This is a genomic window from Bacillus sp. TH13 (assembly GCF_016651175.1).
GTDB lineage: Bacteria > Bacillota > Bacilli > Bacillales > Bacillaceae_G > Bacillus_A > Bacillus_A thuringiensis_S.
Genome location: NZ_JAEKEJ010000025.1, coordinates 1,590,979 through 1,613,525, shown reverse-complemented (window position 1 = coordinate 1,613,525; position 22,547 = coordinate 1,590,979). Strand labels below are relative to the sequence as shown.

Genomic DNA, 22,547 nt, shown 5'->3' with positions numbered 1-22,547 from the left:
ATTACGATTTTTGGATTAAATTCATAAAATTGTAATATTAATCTAATTCAAAAGTCTATCTAATGAGAAAGAAATCGTGTACAATTCGATATGGAAAAACCGTCCATAGATGGATAACTATAAATTAGTTGTTAAAAAAAGAGATATTTATACACATTTTTCATGTATAGACAACAATACTTGATAAAACTACCTTCCATCATTATTTTGACATGAAAAAGAGAACTCATCACAAAATAATAGAGAAAAGTGAAGGGTATCTTTAGTTAAAAATTTTATTATATAAGAAAGTGAATATATTTTAGAGTGAATGATGATAAGAGGTATCGGGGCACGAGATTAAGTTGTATATATTAAATGATTGTATAACGATAATTTGATTTTACAGTAAATAAATATATTTAGGATGGTTTGCACTACAAAAGGAATGGGGGACACAGATTATGTCGAAGAAAAAGAGTATTAGGGTATTAGTAGCTGGAATATGCATATCTACATTATTATCGCCATTAGTTTTTGAAGCATCAAAAGGATATGCGGCACCTTTGGAAGAGAATAAAGGTGGGAATTTAGAAGAGAGTAAAGGAAATAAGTTTGAGCAGAGAGTATTTCGGTTACCGGGTAAAGGTAATGTAGAAGAAGAGAAAGAACGCTTAAAACAGAAATGGAATTTATCTGTTAATGAACCAACTGGAATTTATGCAAAAGAAAATGAAGAAATTAACATTGAAATAAAAGGGGATCAATCTATTAAAGCCTTCATAGGGACACGTGCTTATGATAAGGAAACTCCAACAGAATTTGATTTGAAGCCTGGTAAAAATGTAATTTTATCTCCTAATGGAGGTGTTTTATACTTTTATAATTTAAATGATACAGGTGAGGTTACCGCAACTGTTACAAGCGGTGGTAGTCATTTTCCTTTGTTTATATTAGGAAAACATACGAAAAAAGATTGGGATGAAATGCTCAAAAAGTATAAAAACCCTTATGCAGTAGAATTAAAAGGTGAGAGAAGTTTAATTACTGCCAGTTATGAATCAGTACAGAAATACATGAAGGATACGGATCCGAAAGATTTAATGAAGGCACATGATAAAGCAATTCGTATTGAGAATGCATTATCTGGATTATCAGAAGATGGAGTGGGGGTTGCAAAGGCTGGGGAACATTATGTGCAGTTTATTGAAGCTAAATATCCGCTTGCAAGTAATAAGTATGCGTTTGATTATTATACGGGATATCCAGATGAAGAGATTCAAGACGTATTAGATATAGAGACGTTTAAACATGATGGTTGGGGAGCATGGCATGAAGTTGGCCATCTTCATCAACAAGTGCCTTGGAATTGGAAAGGTATGGGGGAGACAACTGTTAACATTTACAGTTTAGCTGTTCAGATAGCCTTTGGAAATAAATCACGAATGGAAGTAGATAAGCGTTATGATGAGGCGTTTGAGTATTTGAATCAACCAGCGGACAAAAAGAATTTTGATAAATCAGATCCGATTATAATGTTCTGGCAATTACATTTAATTTATGGAGATCAATTCTATCCGAAGCTTCATCAAATGTATAGGGTGTTATCGGATGCGGATTATCCCCTATTAGATCTAGGTGGAGTTATTACAGATAGAGAGAAGAAACAGTTATTTATTTACATGGCTTCAAAAGCGGCTGGACAAAATTTAATTTCCTATTTTGCAAAATGGGGATTACATGCAGAAGCGGATACTATAGAAAAGGTGAATAAATTACAATTACCTGAACCAAAGAATAAAATATGGTTATCGCGGGACAATAATCCTATTCGTGAAATGCAAGTTAAGCCATATAAAGTACCTTATGGTGAAGCGGTGAATACAGTACCAGATCTTATGATAGGTACAGATTTTGATGAGAAAAAAGCAAGTGAGCTTGTACAAAATTTAGGTGAGAATGTAAAGGTATCAGGAAAGATACGATGGTCTAAACACGAAAGTGGAAAGCAAACTGTACATGTAGAACTTATAGATGAAAATGAGAATTTAAACTCGATACCTGTTTCCGCTAATGTAGTATACGGAGATAGTATTATGTTCTTCGGTACATGGTATGGTGGAACGAATATTAAATCGATTGTTACATTAAATCATGAAGAAAAGAAATTTAGTACAACAAATTCTGAAGGTCCAATGCATACTTTATTTGCAGATGAGAAGTATATGGAAATGACTGTATATGATAAAACTGGAAAAGAGAAGAAAGCAGTATCTGTAAAAGCATCTGAAAATACAAAAGTATTTGCAGAACAATTCAATGGAATAACTTTTGAGTATGGTGATATAGTAAAAGTATATCAAAGGGAGTTTGATAGATTTAAAGTGTACAAAAAGAACGAATTCGTGGATACGGAGTATGGCGTTCATGAAGTGTTCTTTAAAGTTACAGAGCAAGGTTTTGAAAGAATGGAAACATTGCAAGAAGTAAAAGCCGTGCCACAAAAAGTAGTAATTGGAACAAATAGCGAAACGTTAGACGCGAAGAAGTTTGTTGAAGTGAGCGATGGAGAAGTAGTAGGTTTTGTAGAAAAGATGAATACAACAAAAATCGGCGAACAAAAAGTAAAAGTAGAAACGAAAGATCGTTTTGGAAATAAGAAAGTAACGGAAGTTCCTGTAGAAGTGATTTACGGAGATAGCATTATGTTCTTTGGTACATGGCATGGTGGAACGAATATTAAATCGATTATCACATTAAATCATGAAGATAAAAAGTTAAGTACAGTAGGTTCAGAAGGTCCAGTTCATACCTACTTTAAAGGTGAAAAGTATATGGGATTAACTGTATTTGATAAGGATGGAAAAGAGAAGAAGCAAATGGTATTAGAAGGGATGGAGAATACGAAAGCATTTGCAGAACAATTTAATGGGATGTCATTCGAGTATGGTGATGTAGTAAAAGTGTATCAAGCAGAGTTTGATCGCTTTAAAGTATATAAAAGCAATATATTAAATGATACAACATATGGTGTGAATGATGTGTTCTTTAAAATAACGGAACAAGGTTTTGAAAGAACAGAAAGAATACAGGAAAAGACAGTTTAAAAAAGGTATTTAAACCTCATGTAATAGAAAAGCTCGTAAAACATTTTGTTTTATGAGCTTTTTATTATATGGGATTCGTTAAAGAGTAGGTAAGAAGGTAATTCATTATTTTGCAATACCATTAATATAATAAAATTCAAATGTTGCAATTAACGAATTTTATTCACAAAATTGTAATATTATTCGTATTGAAAAGCCTATTAAACAAAGTAGAAAGCATGTAAAATTCAGTTGGAAAAACTACCTATAGATGGTCATATATGAAGAAAATGTAAGATTCTATTGTCAATCATGCTTTTAGATGTATAGATGACAAGACCGAAATGTATCTTTTACTATTCTCTTTTTATGTAGGAAGAGAACTCGTCACAAGTAGAGAGAAGTGAGGAGGATACAATACATAAAAGTTTTACAATGTAAGAAAATGAATACATGGAGAGGAATGCGGTAGTAATAGATACAGGTGCGAGAGGTATTAGTCTGTACATTAAATATTTTTATAAAGATAATAGGATTTTTAATTAAATGGATATATGTAGGATGGTTTGTCTAAAAAAAGGACAGGGGACACAGATTATGTCAAAGCAAAAAAAGAGTAGGGTATTAGTAGCTGGTATTTGTTTAGTTACGTTATTAACATCATATGGCCTTGAAGTGCCTAGGGTGTATGCAGAGATGTCGCTTGAAAATAAGGAGAAACAGCAAGAAGAGCGAGTGTATCAATTGCTGCCAAAAGGTGACGTGAAAGAGATACGTGACTTGCATAAACGTCAATTTAGTTTTTCTCCATATGAACCAACAGGTATTTATGCGAAACCAGGTGAAGAAATAGTTATTCAAGTAGGTGGGGATCAGCAAATTAAAGCTTATATTGGTACATATTCCTATGAAAATGAAAATGTATTAGGAGGACCTATCGAATTTAATTTAAATCCTGGTGAGAACAAAATTTCTTCTCCAAAGGGTGGGTTATTATACTTTTATAATTACAATAATTCAGGTGAAGTAACTGCTAAAGTGGAGCAAGGCGGAAGCACAAATCCTTTATTTATTTTAGGGAAACATACGACAAAAGATTGGCAGCGTATGCTGGCGGAGAACCTGAATCCATATGCGATAGAAATGAAAGGGGAAAATAGTTTATTAACTATGCACCCTGAAACTGTAAAGGAACATTTGAAGCAAGAAGATCCGACTGAGTTACTAAAGAAACATGATGAAATACTTAATATAGAGAGTAAAATATCAGGTTTATCAAAAGATGGTGTAGGTGCTACGAATAGGGGTAAACATTATGTTCATTTCGTTGAAGATTGGTATACAAAAACTCATATGTACGCTATGGAATATAGAACGGCCTATTCAAAAGGGAATTTAAAATCAGTATTAGATGTAGAAGAATTAACTGCTGACGGATGGGGACCTTGGCATGAAGTAGGTCATCAACATCAGCAGGTCCCTTGGTTATGGAGTGAGCTTGGAGAGGTAACTGTGAATATTTATTCTTTAGCAGTTCAAACGACATTTGGACATAAAACAAGGCTAGAAAAAGAAGGACGTTATGAAAAGGCCTTTGCATATTTAGATAAACCGGATGCGCAAGAGAAAATGGATGGATTCGAGAAATTAGTTATGTTTTGGCAACTGTATTTAGCTTATGGAGATCAATTTTATCCGAAATTGCACCAAATGTACCGTATGTTACATGATGTAGAAATGCCTAAATCTGATGACGAGAAGAAGCAGATGTTTATTTACATGACGTCAAAAGCAGCAGGACAAAATTTAATTCCATTCTTTGAAAAGTGGGGACTTACTCCAAATGAAGGAACTGTAGAAAAAATAAATCAATTACAATTACCTGATCTTGAAAAAGAAATATGGTTATCGACAGATAGTAATCCAATTCGAGAAAAACAAACTGAGCCATATGAAGTTCCATATGGTGAGCCAAATGATACAAAAATACAAAATGTAGCAGTTGGTACTACATATGATGAGAAAAAAGCAAACGAACTTGTACAAAATTTAGGAGAAAGTGTAAAAGTAACAGGTGTAATTATACAAGATAAACCTGGAATTGGAGAAAAAACTGTAAAAGTGGAAATTATAGATGAAAAAGGGAATAAAAATTTAATTCCAGTTTTAGTGAATATTGGCTACGAAAATAGTATAGTCTTCCAAGGTAATGGTGATGCGGTACGTTCTATCGTAACGGCGAATCATAATACGAAAAAGCTACAGGCAACATTTACGGATTCTAAAGTTCATTATCGCTTTGAGAATGAAAAATATATGGGAATTACGCTATATGATCAAAATGGAAATGAAAAGAAAGTTATTTCGGTAGAAGGGCAAGAGAATTCGAAAAATTTTGCAGAACAGTTAAATGGTATAGACTTCGCATATGGTGATGTTGTGGAAGTGTATCATGCAGAATCAGAACGATTAAACTGGTATCAAAATAACGAGTTTGTAGGTAAGGGAAAAGGGGAAGTAGAACAAAAGTTATATTTTAAAATAACAGAGCATGGTTTCGAGAGAATGGAAGCTCAACAAGAAGTAACAGCAGTACCACAAAAAGTAGTAATCGGAACAGAAGCTGAAAAATTAGATGTAAAAAACTTTGTTCAAGTGAAAGATGGAGAAGTAGTTGGATTTGTAGAAAAACCGGATACAACAAAAATCGGTGAACAAAAAGTGAAAATAGAAACGAAAGATCGTTTTGGAAATAAGAAAGTGACGGAAGTGCCATTGGAAGTAATTTATGGCGATAGCTTAGTCTTCCAAGGTGATGGTAATAATACGCGTTCTATCGTAACTGCGGATCATAATACGAAAAAGCTACAGGCAACATTTACGGATGCTAAAGTTCATTATCGTTTTGAGAATGAAAAATATATGGGAATCACGCTATACGATCAAAATGGAAATGAAAAGAAAGTTATTTCGGCAGAAGGGCAAGAGAGTTCGAAAAACTTTGCAGAACAGTTAAATGGTGTAGACTTCGCATATGGTGATGTTATTAAGGTATATCATGCAGAATCAGATCGTTTGAAGTGGTATCAAAAGAATGAGTTTGTAAGTAACGGTAAAGGGAAACAAGAGTTGTACTTTAAATTAACGGAAAAAGGTTTCGAGAGAATGGAAGCTGAGCAAGAAGTAACAGCAGTCCCACAAAAAGTAGTAATCGGAACGGACGCTGAAAAATTAGAAGCGAAAAACTTTGTTCAAGTGAAAGATGGGGAAGTACTCGGATTTGTAGAAAAACCGAATACAACAAAAATTGGTGAACAAAAAGTAAAAGTAGAAACGAAAGATCGCTTTGGTAACAAGAAAGTGACGGAAGTTTCATTAGAAGTGACGTATGGAGATAGTATAGTATACCAAGGTGTGGCTGATGTAACACGTTCAATTATTACGTTAAACCACGCTGAAAAGAAATTACATGCAACATTTACAAATGATGAGATTCATTATCGCTTTGTAAATGAACAGTATATAGGCCTTACGATTTATGATCAAAATGGAAATGAGAAAAAGCATGTAACGGCACAAGGACAAGAGACTTCAAAGAATTTTGCTGGGCAAGTAAATGGAACGGCATTTGAGTATGGAGACGTGTTGAAAGTATACCATGCGGAACCGAGTCGTTTGAATTGGTACAAAAAGAATGAGTTAGTTAAAAAAGAGGATGCAATGAAGGGGCAAGAAATATCCTTTAAGATTACTCCGAATGGCTTAGAGCAAGTGCAATAATAAGAAAAAGCTCGTAAAACATTATGTTTTACGAGCTTTTTTATTATTCAGCTTCAGAAACTACTGTGAAGCGTTCGTTTACATGTTTTGGGTTTTCGATTTCATCAAGTGCTGCAACTGCGAAGTCTTCGTAACTTACGTAGCTATCACCTTTTGAGTTAACAAGAAGATTGTCTTTGCCAGCTTTGTAAGAACCAGTGCGTTTTCCTAATGCGAATAGTGCAGAAGGGCTGATGAATGTCCAAGCGATATCATTTGTTTGTTGCAAGATTTCTAAGTTTTTACCTTGGTTTTGAGCTGTTGCAAGGTATTCGCTCGGGAAACCTTGTGTATCAAATACACGTGTTGTTTTTTCTTCGTCTACAAATAAGCTTCCTGCTCCGCCAACTACAAGTAATTTTGTATTTGGTGCACCTTTCACAGCTTCAATAAGTGCGTTTCCTGCATCTACGTGAAGGTGTTCTTGTCCTGCTGGAGCGCCGAATGCATTTACAACTACATCGAATGCTTGCAAGTCGTTAGATGTAAGAGAAAATACATCTTTCTCTAAAACTTTGATGTTTTCTTCTGTAATTTTTGCAGCATTTCTTACGATTGCAGTTACTTCATGTCCGCGATCTAATGCTTCTTTTAAAATACGACTTCCAGCTTTACCAGTTGCTCCGATAATACCGATTTTCATAATAAATCCCTCCAAAGTGTTTTGTTAACGTGTATATCTGAAAATGAATGAATGTATTGTAATTAGGTTTGTTACAACCTGATGTAACCATTATAGTTACAGTTATATATTTTTGTCAATGGTGTTGTTTATGAAATTATTTTTTGTTTAGTATGCACAGTTTGTAAAAGTAAAATCACAAAAGAACAATGCATCTACTGAAAGGTGCCTAATATTTGGAAGCCACAAGCTGTCGAAAAATGTTGATTTTTGAATATTTTTTGAATATAATTCGATTTATGGAGAAAAGGAGGGGTTAATTGTATGAATATTTTGGAACAATTCGTTTCGTCGACGAATACGATTCTTTGGTCATATATTCTTATTGCAATGTTAATTGGTTTAGGGCTTTATTTTTCTATTAAATTGAAATTCGTACAAATTACTCATTTAGGGGAAATGATTCGTTTAATGAGTGATGGACTAACTGGCAAGACACGTAAAAAGGGCAGCGTATCATCGTTCCAAGCATTTTGTATGAGTTCTGCAGCTCGTATTGGTATCGGGAACTTAGCTGGTGTAGCGCTAGCTATTTCTATGGGAGGACCTGGAGCGGTATTTTGGATGTGGGTTATTGCGATTATCGGTGCGTCTTCAAGTTTCGTAGAGAGTACGCTTGCGCAAATTTATAAAATAAAAGATGGCAGTGGCTTCCGTGGTGGTCCTGCTTATTATATGGAAAAAGGTTTAAATAAACGTTGGATGGGGATTTGGTTCTCTATTCTGATTACAATTAGTTACGGTTTAATTTTCAACTCAGTACAAGCAAATACAGTAACATTAGCGTTTGAAAATGCATTTGGTTTAGAGCGTTATATTGTTGGGATTGTATTAGCTGCATTAGTTGGGGTTATTATTTTTGGTGGTGTAAAAAGTATTGCACGTATGTCGGAAATGATCGTTCCGCCAATGGCGCTTATTTATATTGCAGTAGCGATTTTTGTTGTCATTAAAAACTTCTATTTAATACCAGATGTGTTTACGGAAATCTTTAAAGGTGCATTCGGTTTAGATTCAGCTGTAGGCGGTGGTATCGGTGCTGCGATGAAATATGGTATTCAGCGCGGATTATTTGCGAACGAAGCAGGTATGGGTAGTGCGCCGAACGCGGCAGCAACAGCTGATGTAACGCATCCAGCAAAACAAGGTTTTATTCAAACAATTGGAGTATTAGTAGATACATTCTTAGTATGTACATCAACAGCATTTATCGTACTATGTTCTGGTGCGTATAAAGCAACGAATTTAGAAGGTATTGAATTAACACAAAATGCATTAAGTTCACAAATTGGCCCATGGGCGAGCAGTTTCTTAGCGATTATTATTTTCTTATTTGCATTTAGTTCACTTCTAGGAAACTACTATTATGGTGAAACAAATATTGCATTCATTAAGCAAAGTAAAACGTGGTTAACAATTTACCGTATTGCGGTAGTTGGAATGGTATTATTCGGTTCTGTTGCGACGCTTCAAGTTGTATGGAATATGGCAGACTTATTTATGGGTCTAATGGTAATCACGAACTTAATTGCGATTACACTTCTTGGCCGATTTGCGTATGCGGCATTGGCAGACTATGTAAGGCAAAAGAAACAAGGGAAAGATCCAGTCTTCAGTGCAGATTCTATTCCTGGTTTAACGAATACAGAGTGCTGGGATAAGTCAGCGGTAACAGATAAAGAAAAAGCAGTGTAATTGAAAAGGTGAGCATCGAGGTAAATTCGATGCTCGCCTTTTTTTGTTGTAGTAAATGATGAAAAGGATGAGAGGTAATTATTAATATAACTTTTTTGTTTATTTCTCTCTCTCTCTCTCTCGTTATTTGTGGGGAACGTACTGTTTTAAAAGTATGACTGCTCGAATAGGATAAGTGATTGAATATTGGATAAATGCATGTAATGGCTATGTTTTTATGTGAAAAGACACGCGTGTTAAGATAGGTAACACACTCGTGTCACAAAACCTAACATAAACTTCTTGATTACTTAAAGTTTTTAGAATATAATTTTCTTATTGTTAGGAAGAGGGGGCAATGCAAATATGGATTTTTTAACTAAGGTAATTGGGGATGTAAATAATGTCCTTTGGTCATATATCATTATTGCGATGTTAATTGGGTTAGGACTCTATTTTTCATTTCGTGTGAAATTTGTCCAAGTTCGTTACTTCGGTGAAATGATTCGTTTGCTTGGGGATGGGGCAAGCTCGAAAACGAGGAAAGCGCAAAAAGAGAAGAGTGGTGTATCATCATTCCAAGCGTTTTGTATGAGTACAGCTTCTCGTGTAGGTACTGGTAACTTAGCTGGTGTAGCTATTGCGATCTCAGCTGGTGGTCCAGGAGCAGTATTTTGGATGTGGTTAATCGCGGTAATTGGGGGTGCTTCTGCATTTGTAGAGAGCACATTAGCGCAAATTTATAAAGTGAAAGATGGGAATGCGTTCCGTGGAGGTCCAGCGTATTATATGGAAAAGGGATTAAATAAGCGCTGGCTTGGAGCTATTTTCTCTGTTTTAATAACAGTGAGTTTCGGATTGATTTTTAACGCTGTACAGTCTAATACTGTAGCAGCAGCTTTTGATGGGGCATTCAAAACAGATAGTAGATTAGTAGGTCTTGTTATGGCTGGTTTACTTGCAGTTATTATTTTCGGCGGAGTAAAACGAATTGCTCGCGCGGTTGAAATGATTGTTCCAGTAATGGCAATTATTTATGTAGCAGTGGCATTATTTGTTGTTGTAACAAACATTACGGCAATTCCATATGTATTTAAAGAAATTTTCTTACATGCTTTCGGAATTAAAGAAGTAGTAGGTGGAGGATTAGGAGCTGCGATTTTATTAGGAGTAAAACGTGGATTATTCTCAAATGAAGCAGGTATGGGTAGTGCGCCGAACGCAGCAGCGACTGCAAACGTAACGCACCCAGTTAAACAAGGGTTCATTCAAACTTTAGGGGTATTTACAGATACATTATTAATTTGTAGTTGTACAGCATTTATTATTCTTTTATCAGATGTTCATAATGCAGCTGATTTAAATGGAATTCAATTAACGCAGCAGGCGTTAAGTCAACATATCGGTCCATGGGCTTCTATATTTGTAGCAGTTGCAATCTTCTTGTTTGCATTTAGTTCATTAGTAGGTAACTACTACTATGGTGAAACAAATATTGAATTCTTAAATGGAAGTAAAGTGCTATTAAATGCATACCGCATTGCTGTACTTGGTATGGTTATGCTAGGATCTGTAGCGACAATTCAAATCGTTTGGGATTTAGCAGATTTATTTATGGGAATTATGGCTGTTATTAACTTAGTAGCAATTGTATTCCTTTCTAAGTACGCTTTCGCAGCGTTATCAGATTATATTAAGCAAAAGAAACAAGGGAAAGATCCAGTCTTTTATGCGGAGTCTATTCCAGGTTTGAACAATACAGAGTGTTGGGATAAGCCAGCGGTAGCTGATAAAGAAAAAGCAGTATAATGAGGTGAGCATCAAGTGAAACTTGATGCTCATTTTTTGTTGGTTCGGCTATTTGTGTGAAGTGAAACTCCCGTTCATTAAAGTTTCGCTTTATAATGAAAAAGACGAACGTTCATGAATGTTTCATAATAAAATGTATTTTTTTAAGAAAAGTGCGGATATGAATTGTGATTTATGTTAGAATGGAAAATGCCTTTGAAATAAGAGGTTTTATGATCTTTCCTATCCGATTGAAGGTTTTGGAGGAGAAATGGAAAGTTCGGATTATTTCTTGTTTCGAATGGTCAGACGTTCAACGTTAATGAAGAGTTAAATGGAGGATTTTATTAATGAAGTTTGTTATGTTCCTTGTAGGATTACTCGTTGTATTTGTACTCGGTTTTCTTATAAGTGCCGATCGAAAGAAGATTAAGTATAAACCAATCGCAATTATGCTTATTATTCAGCTAGTATTATCTTATTTCTTATTAAATACGCAAGTTGGTTATATTTTAGTAAAAGGAATTTCAGATGGATTTGGCGCACTTCTTGGATATGCGGAAGCTGGAATCGTTTTCGTATTTGGTGGTCTTGTTAATAAAGGAGAGGTTTCATTCTTCTTAACAGCGCTATTACCAATCGTATTCTTTGCGGTTTTAATCGGAATTCTGCAACACTTTAAAATTTTACCGATATTTATTCGTGCTATTGGTACGTTGTTAAGTAAAGTAAATGGTCTAGGAAAACTAGAATCATATAACGCAGTAGCAGCTGCCATTGTTGGACAAGCAGAAGTATTTATTACAGTAAAAGATCAATTAAGTAAAATCCCAAAACATCGTTTATATACATTATGTGCATCTTCTATGTCGACAGTATCGATGTCAATTGTGGGTTCTTATATGAAAATGATTGAGCCAAAATATGTAGTAACAGCACTTGTATTAAATTTATTTAGTGGTTTCATTATTATTCATATTATTAACCCGTACGATATTACAGAAGAAGAAGATACACTGAAATTAGAAAATAAGAAGAAACAATCATTCTTTGAAATGCTAAGCGAATATATTATGCTTGGTTTCACAATCGCGATCACAGTAGCGGCAATGTTACTTGGTTTCGTAGCATTAATTACAGCAATTAATAGCTTGTTTGATTCAATGTTCGGTATTACATTCCAAGCTATTTTAGGATATATTTTCTCACCATTAGCATTCGTAATGGGCATCCCGCAGGCAGAAATGGTAACAGCGGGACAAATTATGGCAACAAAACTAGTATCAAACGAGTTTGTTGCGATGCTTGATCTTGGAAAAGTAGCTGGTGATTTATCGGCTCGTACAGTTGGTATTCTTTCTGTATTCCTTGTATCATTTGCGAACTTCTCATCTATCGGAATTATCGCAGGTGCAACGAAAGGTATCGATGAAAATCAATCAAATGTTGTATCATCATTCGGTCTACGCCTTGTGTACGGTGCGACATTAGTAAGTATTTTATCAGCGATTATCGTTGGTGTTATGTTATAAAGTGAAACTTTAATTAGTGGGGGGAGCTTTATCCCCCGCTGATTATTAGTTGAACCAATCGGGCTTTTATGGGCAGTTAATCACCCATCTAACTTCTTTGTTTTCGCTGAATGTTGAGATGGGGGTCTTACTGCCCGTTAAAGCGGGGTAAAAAAAAGGATGGCTCTAGCTCATAGCTAGGGCTATTTTTTTATGGTAAATTTACATGAAAAAACCAATTAATTAGGAATATATTAACATATAAAAATCTTTTAAAATTTATATTGCATTTCGACTAGATAACGCTTACAATTTGATTTGTAGGTGGTATCAATTTCAGACTTTCAAGTATGGTAGGAGAGAAGAAGCTACCTTTTATAAATTGCAATTTATGTAAACGCTTACTGATTTTAGATGACAGTTGAATAGTTTTTAGGGGTTTTAAATTTTTTTAACAACAATGGTCAGACGTCATTCGTTATACGTTATACGACCAATAACTCGTGGGAGAAGTGGGGGATTCACATATGAAAATAGTAATGTTTCTAGTCGGTTTACTTGTAGTGTTTGTACTAGGTTTCCTTATCAGTTCAGATCGTAAGAAAATTAAATATAAACCAATTGCACTTATGCTTGTCATTCAATTGGTACTTGCGTATTTCTTACTAAATACAAAGGTCGGATTTGTATTAGTAAAAGGGATCGCAGATGGATTTGGTTCTATTTTAAAATTTGCGGAAGCTGGGGTTAACTTCGTATTTGGTGGTCTAGCAAACGATGGACAAGCACCATTCTTCTTAACAGTATTATTACCGATTATTTTCTTAGCAGTATTAATCGGGATCCTGCAACATATTAAAGTTTTACCGATTATCATTCGTGCAGTCGGTTTCCTATTAAGTAAAGTTAACGGTTTAGGAAAACTAGAATCATATAATGCGGTAGCAGCTGCAATCGTTGGTCAAGGGGAAGTATTCATTACAGTAAAAGATCAACTAAGCAAATTACCGAAAAATCGTTTATACACACTTTGTGCATCTTCGATGTCTACAGTATCGATGTCAATCGTCGGCTCTTATATGAAAATGATTGATCCAAAATATGTAGTAACAGCACTTGTATTAAACTTATTCAGTGGATTCATTATCGTTCATATCATTAATCCATATGAAGTAAAAGAAGAAGACGATATTTTAGAATTACAAGAAGACAAGAAACAAACATTCTTTGAAATGTTAGGCGAATATATTATGCTTGGTTTCTCTATCGCTGTAACAGTAGCGGCGATGTTAATTGGTTTCGTAGCATTAATTACAGCAATTAATGGTGTATTCGATTCAATTTTCGGAATCACATTCCAAAGCATTTTAGGATACATCTTCTCACCATTAGCATTCGTAATGGGTATTCCAACATCAGAGATGTTACAAGCAGGACAAATTATGGCAACAAAATTAGTAACGAACGAATTCGTTGCAATGCTTGACCTTGGAAAAGTGGCTGGCGATTTATCAGCTCGTACAGTAGGTATTTTATCTATCTTCCTTGTATCATTTGCGAATTTCTCATCTATCGGAATTATCGCAGGTGCAACGAAGAGTATCGATGGCAAACAAGCAAACGTTGTATCATCATTCGGTTTAAAACTTGTATACGGTGCAACGTTAGTAAGTATATTATCAGCGATTATCGTTGGTGTTATGCTTTAATAAATTAAGAAAAGCAATGAGCGTAGGCTCATTGCTTTTTCAGGCTGTGGAGAAAGTCTTCTCCACAGCCTGTTTTTGTGTCTGAACCTCTTTTTATGTGTCAACACTGATAAAAAGAGGTAAAGGAGAGATTTTTTATGATGGGTGCTTTAAAAAATCATCGTGATGAACGTGTATCTGTTTCTGTAGAAGAGTTGGTTCCACAAGATCATTTCCTTCGTGCGATCGAAGCGACAATTAGTTTTGATTTTATTGAAGAGAAGTTACGCCCTTATTACTGTGAAAACAATGGACGTCCGTCAATCCATCCTATCGTTTTATTTAAAATGATGTTTATTGGATATTTTTACGGTATTCGTTCGGAGCGTCAATTGGAAAAAGAGATTAAAACGAATATCGCCTACCGTTGGTTTTTAGGGTTTTCTCTATCAGATACTATTCCAGATCATTCTACAATCAGTTGGAATCGTCGTACTCGCTTTATTCATACAAATATTTTCGAAGAAATTTTTGATGAGATCGTGAGGCAAGCGACAGAGCACCGGATGGTGGGAGGACGTGCGCTGATGACAGATTCTACGCACATTAAGGCCAATGCTAATAAAAATAAGTTTGTACATAAATATAAAAAAGAAAAGGCAAAGTTTTATATAGATGAACTAGAAGCTGCGGTAATTGAAGATCGTGAGGTACACGAAAAAAAGAATTAAAACCCAGAAAGGAAAGTGATACTCCCACTAAAAAAACTCGTATAAGTACTACGGATCCAGATAGTGGATTTTTAATGAGAGATGGAAAACCGAACGGTTTTCATTTCTTAGACCATCGTACGACTGATGCGAAGTACAATATTATTACAGATACTTATGTAACGGCTGGAAATATGGCAGATTCCGAGCCATATTTAGCGCGTCTACAAGCTCAAATTGATAAATTCGGATTTAAAGTGGAAGCTGTAGCTCTTGATGCAGGCTATTTTACAGGGTATATCTGTAAGAAATTATCGGAGAGAAATATATTTATGGTGATGGGGTATATTTTAGAGTATGCGACAACGGATCGTGAAGGATATTGTCACTATAAATCCAACCCAGAAGACTGCGCTGTTTGTCCGCTACGTGAGGTATGTTTTTCAAAGAAACAAAAACAAAAAGTTATCACTCATCATATATGGGAGAAATATAAGGATATCGCTAGAAAAAACAAACTAACAGTTACAGGGAAAAAGTTGTACAAAGTACGCTGTTCAACTATAGAGCGAAGCTTTGCGGACGCCAAAGAACTACATGGCTATCGATATGCTCGATTTCGGGGGCTGAAGTCTGTCCAAATGCAGGCTTATCTCACCGCAACTTGTCAAAACATGAAAAAAATAGCCCTCCATCTGACCAAAAAAGGTCTGGTGGAGGGCTATTTTTTTGAAACTCTATTATTTTATGTTGTTTTTATTCGCTAAAATCAAAATGATTCCAGAGTGTGGGGAACCCTAAAGGGTTTCCCAACACTCTGGAAAAGCAATGAGCGTAGGCTCATTGCTTTTTTGTTTAACTTGCTTTATCCAAATCTCTTTTAAAACGTGGTTTCTCTAAATAAGTTCCCAGTCTCCACACATATTCCACTGGACCCATCCGGTATTTCTGGAGCCAATAGGTGCTAACGAATAATTGAATCGTATAAATTCCAATGGTTAAAAGAATACCGAAGAAATAACCGATTTTACCGTATAAGCCAAATCCATATGCGTAAAAAATAGTTGTTGCGATAATAGATTGTGCTAAGTAATTACTAACGGACATTTTTCCCATGTTCGCCATGTAGGTTAGTAGACGAGATGCTTTTTTGTAATGGAATAATAAAATAATCGTACTTCCGTAAAAGAAGGTCATAGTTACTGGTGTAAGGCCATCTTGTAACATAATTAAAATCGGATGCTTTACGAACATAGCTAAGATTTTAATTGTAAAAGAGAAGAGACCAGTGACAAACCAGATTTTTTTGACAGCAGGTATATGTTTACTGACCTCAAATAGCCAGCCTTTTTTCCCTACATACATTCCGAGTAGGAACAGTGGAGACATAAAAATTATTGCGAAAACTGATATGAAAAATAATCCGAATGCACCGTCAATTCCCATGTAATCAAAAGGATTTTCAGTCAATCTAAAGTTGACGTGATCCATATAGCTTCCAGTTTGATGGACTTTATGTTCTTTTTCAGTATAAGGTGCGAAATCATTTATATTTGTAGATGGATCAGTTTGATAAGACATAAGTGTAGTAAGTGCGAGTAGAATAATCGCCCAAATAAGCAAAGTTTTCGGTTTTCGATTGATGAATATCATTAAAAAAATCCCGATTATTCCGTATGCAAATAAAATATCTCCCTCCCAAACAAAAGTGCCATGAATGTAGCCGAGTAGTAAAAGAATGATAATACGTCTTATGTATGTGGGGAAGAATTTTTTTCCTTTTACGATAATACTTTTTTGTAACAAAATAATGCTAAGCCCAAATAGAAAAGAAAATAGGGATATAAAGTTATGTGTGCCGAAAAATTGAATAAACCAATTAGCACCTTTATCAAGATCGCCAAATAGATAAGTTGGTTTTTCACTGGTGAAGAACCCAAATTGAATTAATGTCATATTGACTAGTAAAATGCCAAACAAAGCGAAACCACGAATTGCATCAACAGCTTCTACACGTTGATTCATTTTTCCTCTCCTCGTATATTCGTTTTTATATTGAAAATAATACCATTTTATATCTGGCACTATGTCAAATATGAGGAAATTTAAGGTGATTTTAAGATAGAGAGCAAACAAAAAAATCACCTTAATACATGTATTAAGGTGATTGAAATATTACTCAGCTGGAGGCGTAAATGTACGTTTCTCTAATTCAGCATCTAGCATAAACAGTGCGTTTGAATCGCTTGTAATACGTTTTAGTTTTTGGATGATGCTATCGAATGAAGCTTCTTCTTCAACTTGTTCGTCAACGAACCATTTTAAGAATGTAATTGTTGCATGTTCACGCTCATCCCAAGCGATATCAGATAAGTTGTAAATACGTTTCGTTACTTCACGCTCGTGCTCAAGTGCGACTTCAAAAGCGTTTAATACAGATTCGTATTCGTTATTCGGATTATCAAATCCAGTAATAATAGCGCGCTCTCCGCGGTCATTAATATAGTTGTAAAGCTTCATTGCGTGGAAACGTTCTTCTTCAGCTTGTACAAGGAAAAAGTTAGCGAATCCATCATAGCTCTCAGCTGTACAGTAAGCAGCCATTGCCATATAAGCATGGGCAGAGTAAAATTCAAAGTTCATTTGTTCATTTAATGCGTCGTGCAATTTTTTTGATAACATAAAATCCCCCTTAGTATTGTGACAAGAATATTATACCATAATTGATAATATTCTCATTTAGATACTTCGAACCTTTTCGAAAGCTTTGTGACGTGTGCGTCCATAATGTCTTGTAAGTCTAAATCATATTTTTGCGAAAGAATAATAAGGTTAGATAGTACATCGCCAAGTTCTTCTTTTAGTTCTTGTTTTAGCTCTTCTTCTGTTTTCGCATCTTCATCAGGGCGATCGCGGCCGATTTCAATAGCACGAACGACTCGTGAAACTTCCCCAACTTCCTCGTTTAAGAAATTTAAGCGAATAAAGGCATTATACTGTGACCAGCTTCGTTTTTCGTAAAATTCCTCAACCCATCTTTGAAATGCAACGATATCCATTTCTTCCTCATCTCCTCAATATGTTGTACAATGTTCATTGTATCATAACAATATATAGTTTCGGGGTGTAGGAATGAGAAAGATTTGTGTGTTTGCAGGTTCTAATTTAGGGGAGAGACCAGAATTCAAAGAGCAGGCAATTCAGTTAGGTAAAATGTTTGTTGAGAACGAGTATGAGCTCGTATACGGTGGTTCATGCGTTGGATTAATGGGGGAAGTAGCAAACGAAGTTCTTCGTTTAGGTGGACGTGTAACAGGTGTTATGCCACGCGGTCTATTCCGAGGAGAAATTGTGCATACAGGATTAACAGAATTAATTGAAGTAGAGACGATGCATGAACGTAAAGCGAAAATGGCAGAGCTTGCGGATGCTTTTATTGCGCTTCCAGGCGGATACGGAACGTTTGAAGAACTATTTGAAGTTGTATGTTGGTCACAAATTGGTATACATAATAAGCCGGTTGGTTTATTAAACATAAAAGGTTTTTACGGACCAATTTTGCAAATGGTTGAACGTGCAGCAGAAGAAGGATTTATGAATCCATCAAATAAAGAATTGATCGTTTCAGCTGAGACAGCAGATAAACTAATTCATGCAATCCAAAATTATGAGCGTCCTGTTTTGGGGACGAAGTGGAAGCAACTATCATAGCAAATACGGAAACACATGTCGTTTTAATTTAAGATGGCATGTGTTTTTAATTTGGTTAAATATGTTAATGTTTAGATGTAATGTTTTTGGGAAAGGAGAAATAGATGGAGGAGTTTGTGTATTTAAGGCCGGTTTTCAAATGTATATTAGCGGCATCTATACTTGTTATGCTAATTGTTTTAAGGCAGAAGAAAGAGCTGATTAATGAATTTTCACTTTGGTTTATCTCGGTATTATGTATCGGTGTTACTGCGATAACGTTGTTTATGTCCGGCTTTATCGTTGATGAGTATGATCTAGGTGGAGATCCACAATCGTTTTGTATGTTTATTACGATTGATTGTATTAGTGGTCTGAATTTCATTATTTATTACAGAAGGCAATAAAAGAGGCATTCCATATTACTTTGGAATGCCTTTATCATTTTGATTGCTTTGTTTTTTATATAGGTACCAGCCACCCCAGCCGCCACCAATTGCTACGACAACGAGGAAAGCATAGTCTTTCACCTCGACACGTATATTAAAAATATTAGCTATAAGTAAGAGAATCCCAACTGTTATCAACGCAAAAAATGCTCTAATTAAGTAGTCTTTCAACTGAACCGCTCCCGTCATTTAAGTAGTAAATGATGAATTTGGAAAAGCCTTTTGGATCTATTTTACTAAAGGGTGTTTCCTATATTTTAACATAGATGAGATTGTAATATAGTGATGAAAGTGGAGGAGAGGGGCGCTGATATTGTCTTGATTTGTCGGCAAATTGATATCCTTTGTCGAATCGTTGATATATTGCGGGTAATGATTGATATAATGAAAAAATCGTTGATATATTTCGAGTAATGATCGATATATTTGAAAAATCGTTGATATAATTTCGTGTACCGTTAAGTGCAACCATTACAGAAAAAAGCGACTCTGAGCGAGCCGCTTCCGCTTTTAAATCTATTATTGATTCAAGAACGCACGTAGCATCCAAGCGTGTTTTTCTAGTTCTGTGTAGATGCCTAGTAGTAGGTCAGATGTCATTTCGTCGTCAGAGTTTTGAGCAATTTCCATGCCTTTTTTCAGTTCGACTAGCATCATTTCGTAGTCTTTCATGATTGCTTCGACCATCCCTTCTGCAGTTTCTCCGTATGCTGCTTCTTGAATAGAAGATAGTTCTAAGTATTCTTTCATTGTTGCTACTGGTTTGCCTCCAATTGCTAAAATACGTTCTGCAATTTCGTCGATGTGAGTAGCTGATTCTGTGTAAAGTTCTTCGAATTTCTCATGTAATGTGAAGAATTGAGGTCCTTTTACGTACCAATGGAAGTTGTGTAGTTTTGTGAATAAAACGCTCCAGTCTGCTACTTGTTTGTTTAATACTTCGATTACTTGTTTGTTCATTATGATCAATCTCCTTTTGAGTTGTTATGTTATATCAATTACTAATTTATAATCATTATAATCTAGTAATTTCTATAAATCAACCCTTTTGCTGGAATTAATTTGAACAAATTATGAACTGTTGTAAATAAAAGGCCCTATTACGGTGAAGTAATAGGGCCTTTGTTTGTTAAACAGCCTTCTGTTTTTCTTCTACATCCTGTCCATCCCAGCACTCTGTATTCTGTAAACCAGGGATAGAGCTTGCAACGAAAACAGGATCTTTTCCTTGTTTCTTTTGCTTCAAATAGTCTACTAATGCAGCGTAAGCAAATTTGCTAAGGAATGAGATGGCAATTAAGTTTGTGAATACCATTAGTCCCATGAATAAATCAGCTAAACTCCAAACTGTTTTAAGAGCAGCGATTGATCCGAAGAATACCATTCCGACAACTGCAACACGATAAATCATTAACCATGTTTTGCTTTCTTTAATGAATGCAATATTTGTTTCACCATAATAGTAGTTTCCTAGTAGAGAACTGAAAGCGAATAGGAAAATAATAATCGCTAAGAAAGTGCTTGCCCACGGTCCGATTTGTGAACTTAAAGCGTTTTGTGTTAATTCGATACCTTCTAAATTTGATCCTTTGTAAAGTCCAGAACATAATACGATAAATGCTGTTGATGTACATACTAAGAATGTATCTACGAAAACACCTAATGCTTGAACAAGTCCTTGTTTTACAGGGTGAGATACATCTGATGTTGCTGCTGCGTTAGGAGAGCTACCCATACCTGCTTCTGTCGCGAATAAACCGCGCTGAATTCCGAACTTGATTGCTGCTCCAATACCACCAGCGATGGCTTGGTCTAAACCGAATGCACCGTTAAAGATTTCCATGAAAATGCTTGGTAACATATTGAAGTTGTTAATAACGACAAAAATAGCCACGCCGATATAAACGATTGCCATTGGCGGAACAATCATTTCTGTAATACGTGAAATGCTCTTAATACCACCAAAAATAATGACTGCAACTAATAAGGCTAATAGAGCTCCTACGATTGTTCGCTCTAGTCCAAAAGCATTTTCAAACGCTATTGTTACTGTATTCGCTTGTACTGAATTGAAAATTAATCCGTACGCAACTGTAATAAGAAGTGAGAACCAAACACCCATCCAGCGTTTGTTTAATCCTTTTTCCATGTAATATGCCGGCCCACCACGGAACCTGCTACCATCTTTTACTTTATAAATTTGAGCGAGCGTACATTCTACGAAACTAGTAGCTGCTCCGATAATTGCGATAAACCACATCCAAAATATTGCGCCAGGTCCACCCATTGAAATTGCTAGTGCTACACCGGCTAAGTTCCCGATACCGATACGTGCTGCTGCACTTAAGCAAAATGCTTGGAATGGGGAGATGCTATCTTTCTTTTTTTCTTTTCGATTAAACCCTTTACTAATTAAGCTGACCATCTCACTGAAATGAGTAATTTGGACAAATTTTAATTTAAAAGAGAAGTAAAGACCGAAGCCGATTAGCATTGCAATAAGAATATATGACCATAAAATATTATTCGTTACCTCAAGGAATCTGCTAAAGATATCAACCATATAATACACTTCCTTTTTTTCGTAATAAGAAAATTATATGCAAAAAATATACGAGAATCAATTTTTCTAAAAAATCATGTTACTTAAATCATTTTTGTGTTATGATTATGTTACATCGTAATATTTTTAGAATTATTTACATTTTAAAAAACTAAATTTAAAGCGAGAAAGTGGGGATAATTTGAAAGAAGATTCTTTATTGAAAGTAAGCCTTGAGAGTTTGAAAATGAGAAGTAATATGTTTTTTATCATTACATCTTTAAGTATCTTTTTAGGGGCAACTTATTATTACAATAAAAGATTTCCAAATCACAAATATCCTGAGTGGTTAGAATTTCTAAAGTTGATTGGATGAATAAAAGACAGAAAAACAGAAAATTAAAATAAATAAGTTATGGAGGAGCTAAAAATGAATATTAGAGAAAGTGAACTTCCGGGTATTGGTTATAAGTTTCAAATCGTTACGAAAGGTAACGAAAAGATGGTAATTGTCATTCATGATGATGGGCGTAGAGAAATGTATCATTTTGATTCAGACCATGAAGAAAGCATCTCAAGTATTTCACTACGTGACTCAGAGGCAAGGCAAATCGCAGCAATATTAGGTGGAATGGTATATAAGCCTAGGGCGTTAGAAAATGTTGAGATGGTTTTTGAAGGTTTAGCGATTGAGTGGTTCAAAGTGGAGAATACAGCTCCAGCAATCGGAAAAACAATTGGCGATCTTGAAATAAGAAAAACATATAGCGTAACGATAATCGCGGTTATGAAGAAGAACATGAAGAAGCTATTTAATCCAGGACCAGAAACAGTAATTGAAGAAGGAGATATGCTTGTAGTTTCAGGTGAGAGAGAAGAAATTAAAAAAATCATTAATGAATTACTTTCAAATAGGGGGGACTGACTAG

Annotated in this window: 17 protein-coding genes; 10 read left to right on the top strand and 7 right to left on the bottom strand. The window is 35.2% G+C overall.

Annotated features, from left to right (window positions below; all coding sequences use genetic code 11):
* The first annotated feature begins 443 nt into the window (after positions 1–443).
* Together JFU02_RS16755 and JFU02_RS16750 are read left to right on the top strand one after the other, a co-directional pair.
* The gene (locus JFU02_RS16755; RefSeq protein ID WP_201071298.1) at positions 444–3,086 is read left to right on the top strand and encodes a M60 family metallopeptidase; all 2,643 of its coding nucleotides are present in this window, start codon (positions 444–446) and stop codon (positions 3,084–3,086) included.
* Positions 3,087–3,662: 576 nt separating this feature from the next.
* Positions 3,663–6,845, top strand: a complete 3,183-nt coding sequence (locus JFU02_RS16750; protein WP_086406403.1) for a putative mucin/carbohydrate-binding domain-containing protein — start codon at positions 3,663–3,665, stop codon at positions 6,843–6,845.
* Positions 6,846–6,888: 43 nt separating this feature from the next.
* On the opposite strand, the gene JFU02_RS16745 is transcribed toward JFU02_RS16750, so the two are convergent.
* Positions 6,889–7,527, bottom strand: a complete 639-nt coding sequence (locus JFU02_RS16745) for an NAD(P)-dependent oxidoreductase (RefSeq protein ID WP_061666138.1) — start codon at positions 7,525–7,527, stop codon at positions 6,889–6,891.
* Positions 7,528–7,830: 303 nt separating this feature from the next.
* Between JFU02_RS16745 and JFU02_RS16740 the strand changes: the two genes are divergently transcribed.
* The 5 genes from JFU02_RS16740 (at position 7,831) to JFU02_RS16720 (ending at position 15,704) form a co-directional block, all read left to right on the top strand.
* Positions 7,831–9,261, top strand: coding sequence for an alanine/glycine:cation symporter family protein (locus JFU02_RS16740; RefSeq protein ID WP_201071296.1), 1,431 nt, complete (start codon positions 7,831–7,833; stop codon positions 9,259–9,261).
* A 345-nt stretch (positions 9,262–9,606) separates the two neighbouring features.
* The gene (locus JFU02_RS16735) at positions 9,607–11,049 is read left to right on the top strand and encodes an alanine/glycine:cation symporter family protein (RefSeq protein ID WP_061666136.1); all 1,443 of its coding nucleotides are present in this window, start codon (positions 9,607–9,609) and stop codon (positions 11,047–11,049) included.
* A 329-nt stretch (positions 11,050–11,378) separates the two neighbouring features.
* Entirely contained in the window at positions 11,379–12,560 is a 1,182-nt protein-coding gene (locus JFU02_RS16730) for a NupC/NupG family nucleoside CNT transporter (RefSeq protein WP_000673845.1), read from the top strand.
* Positions 12,561–13,066: 506 nt separating this feature from the next.
* On the top strand, positions 13,067–14,248 hold the full coding sequence (locus tag JFU02_RS16725; RefSeq protein WP_000706853.1) for a NupC/NupG family nucleoside CNT transporter: 1,182 nt from the start codon (positions 13,067–13,069) through the stop codon (positions 14,246–14,248).
* A 137-nt stretch (positions 14,249–14,385) separates the two neighbouring features.
* A protein-coding gene (locus JFU02_RS16720) for an IS1182 family transposase (protein ID WP_201071294.1) occupies positions 14,386–15,704 on the top strand; the annotation gives its coding sequence in 2 pieces (ribosomal slippage) (positions 14,386–14,944 and positions 14,944–15,704; 1,320 coding nt in all).
* 88 nt (positions 15,705–15,792) lie between these two features.
* Here JFU02_RS16720 and JFU02_RS16715 read toward each other — a convergent pair.
* The 3 genes from JFU02_RS16715 to JFU02_RS16705 all read right to left on the bottom strand — a co-directional run bounded on the left by JFU02_RS16715 (position 15,793) and on the right by JFU02_RS16705 (position 17,996).
* Positions 15,793–16,962 carry a DUF418 domain-containing protein gene (locus tag JFU02_RS16715; RefSeq protein ID WP_086406405.1) on the bottom strand — a complete coding sequence of 390 codons (1,170 nt, stop codon included), beginning with the start codon at positions 16,960–16,962 and terminating at the stop codon, positions 15,793–15,795.
* A 150-nt stretch (positions 16,963–17,112) separates the two neighbouring features.
* Positions 17,113–17,619, bottom strand: a complete 507-nt coding sequence (locus JFU02_RS16710) for a ferritin (protein WP_000949403.1) — start codon at positions 17,617–17,619, stop codon at positions 17,113–17,115.
* 53 nt (positions 17,620–17,672) lie between these two features.
* Positions 17,673–17,996, bottom strand: a complete 324-nt coding sequence (locus JFU02_RS16705; protein ID WP_000355741.1) for a MazG nucleotide pyrophosphohydrolase domain-containing protein — start codon at positions 17,994–17,996, stop codon at positions 17,673–17,675.
* 73 nt (positions 17,997–18,069) lie between these two features.
* Here JFU02_RS16705 and JFU02_RS16700 point away from each other — a divergent pair, with 73 nt between their 5' ends.
* Together JFU02_RS16700 and JFU02_RS16695 are read left to right on the top strand one after the other, a co-directional pair.
* Positions 18,070–18,648, top strand: coding sequence for an LOG family protein (locus JFU02_RS16700; protein WP_001225756.1), 579 nt, complete (start codon positions 18,070–18,072; stop codon positions 18,646–18,648).
* A 104-nt stretch (positions 18,649–18,752) separates the two neighbouring features.
* Entirely contained in the window at positions 18,753–19,034 is a 282-nt protein-coding gene (locus JFU02_RS16695; protein WP_061666134.1) for a hypothetical protein, read from the top strand.
* Between the two features lie 15 nt (positions 19,035–19,049).
* On the opposite strand, the gene JFU02_RS16690 is transcribed toward JFU02_RS16695, so the two are convergent.
* The 3 genes from JFU02_RS16690 to JFU02_RS16680 all read right to left on the bottom strand — a co-directional run bounded on the left by JFU02_RS16690 (position 19,050) and on the right by JFU02_RS16680 (position 21,639).
* Complete coding sequence (locus JFU02_RS16690; protein ID WP_000656312.1) at positions 19,050–19,247, bottom strand: hypothetical protein; 198 nt, start codon at positions 19,245–19,247, stop codon at positions 19,050–19,052.
* A gap of 348 nt (positions 19,248–19,595) precedes the next feature.
* Positions 19,596–20,036, bottom strand: coding sequence for a Dps family protein (locus JFU02_RS16685; RefSeq protein WP_001041897.1), 441 nt, complete (start codon positions 20,034–20,036; stop codon positions 19,596–19,598).
* A 169-nt stretch (positions 20,037–20,205) separates the two neighbouring features.
* Positions 20,206–21,639 carry an alanine/glycine:cation symporter family protein gene (locus JFU02_RS16680; protein ID WP_000227587.1) on the bottom strand — a complete coding sequence of 478 codons (1,434 nt, stop codon included), beginning with the start codon at positions 21,637–21,639 and terminating at the stop codon, positions 20,206–20,208.
* 409 nt (positions 21,640–22,048) lie between these two features.
* Here JFU02_RS16680 and JFU02_RS16675 point away from each other — a divergent pair, with 409 nt between their 5' ends.
* A complete protein-coding gene (locus JFU02_RS16675) occupies positions 22,049–22,543 on the top strand; it encodes a cation:proton antiporter regulatory subunit (RefSeq protein WP_001026075.1) in 495 nt (164 codons plus the stop codon).
* The last annotated feature ends 4 nt before the right edge of the window (positions 22,544–22,547 follow it).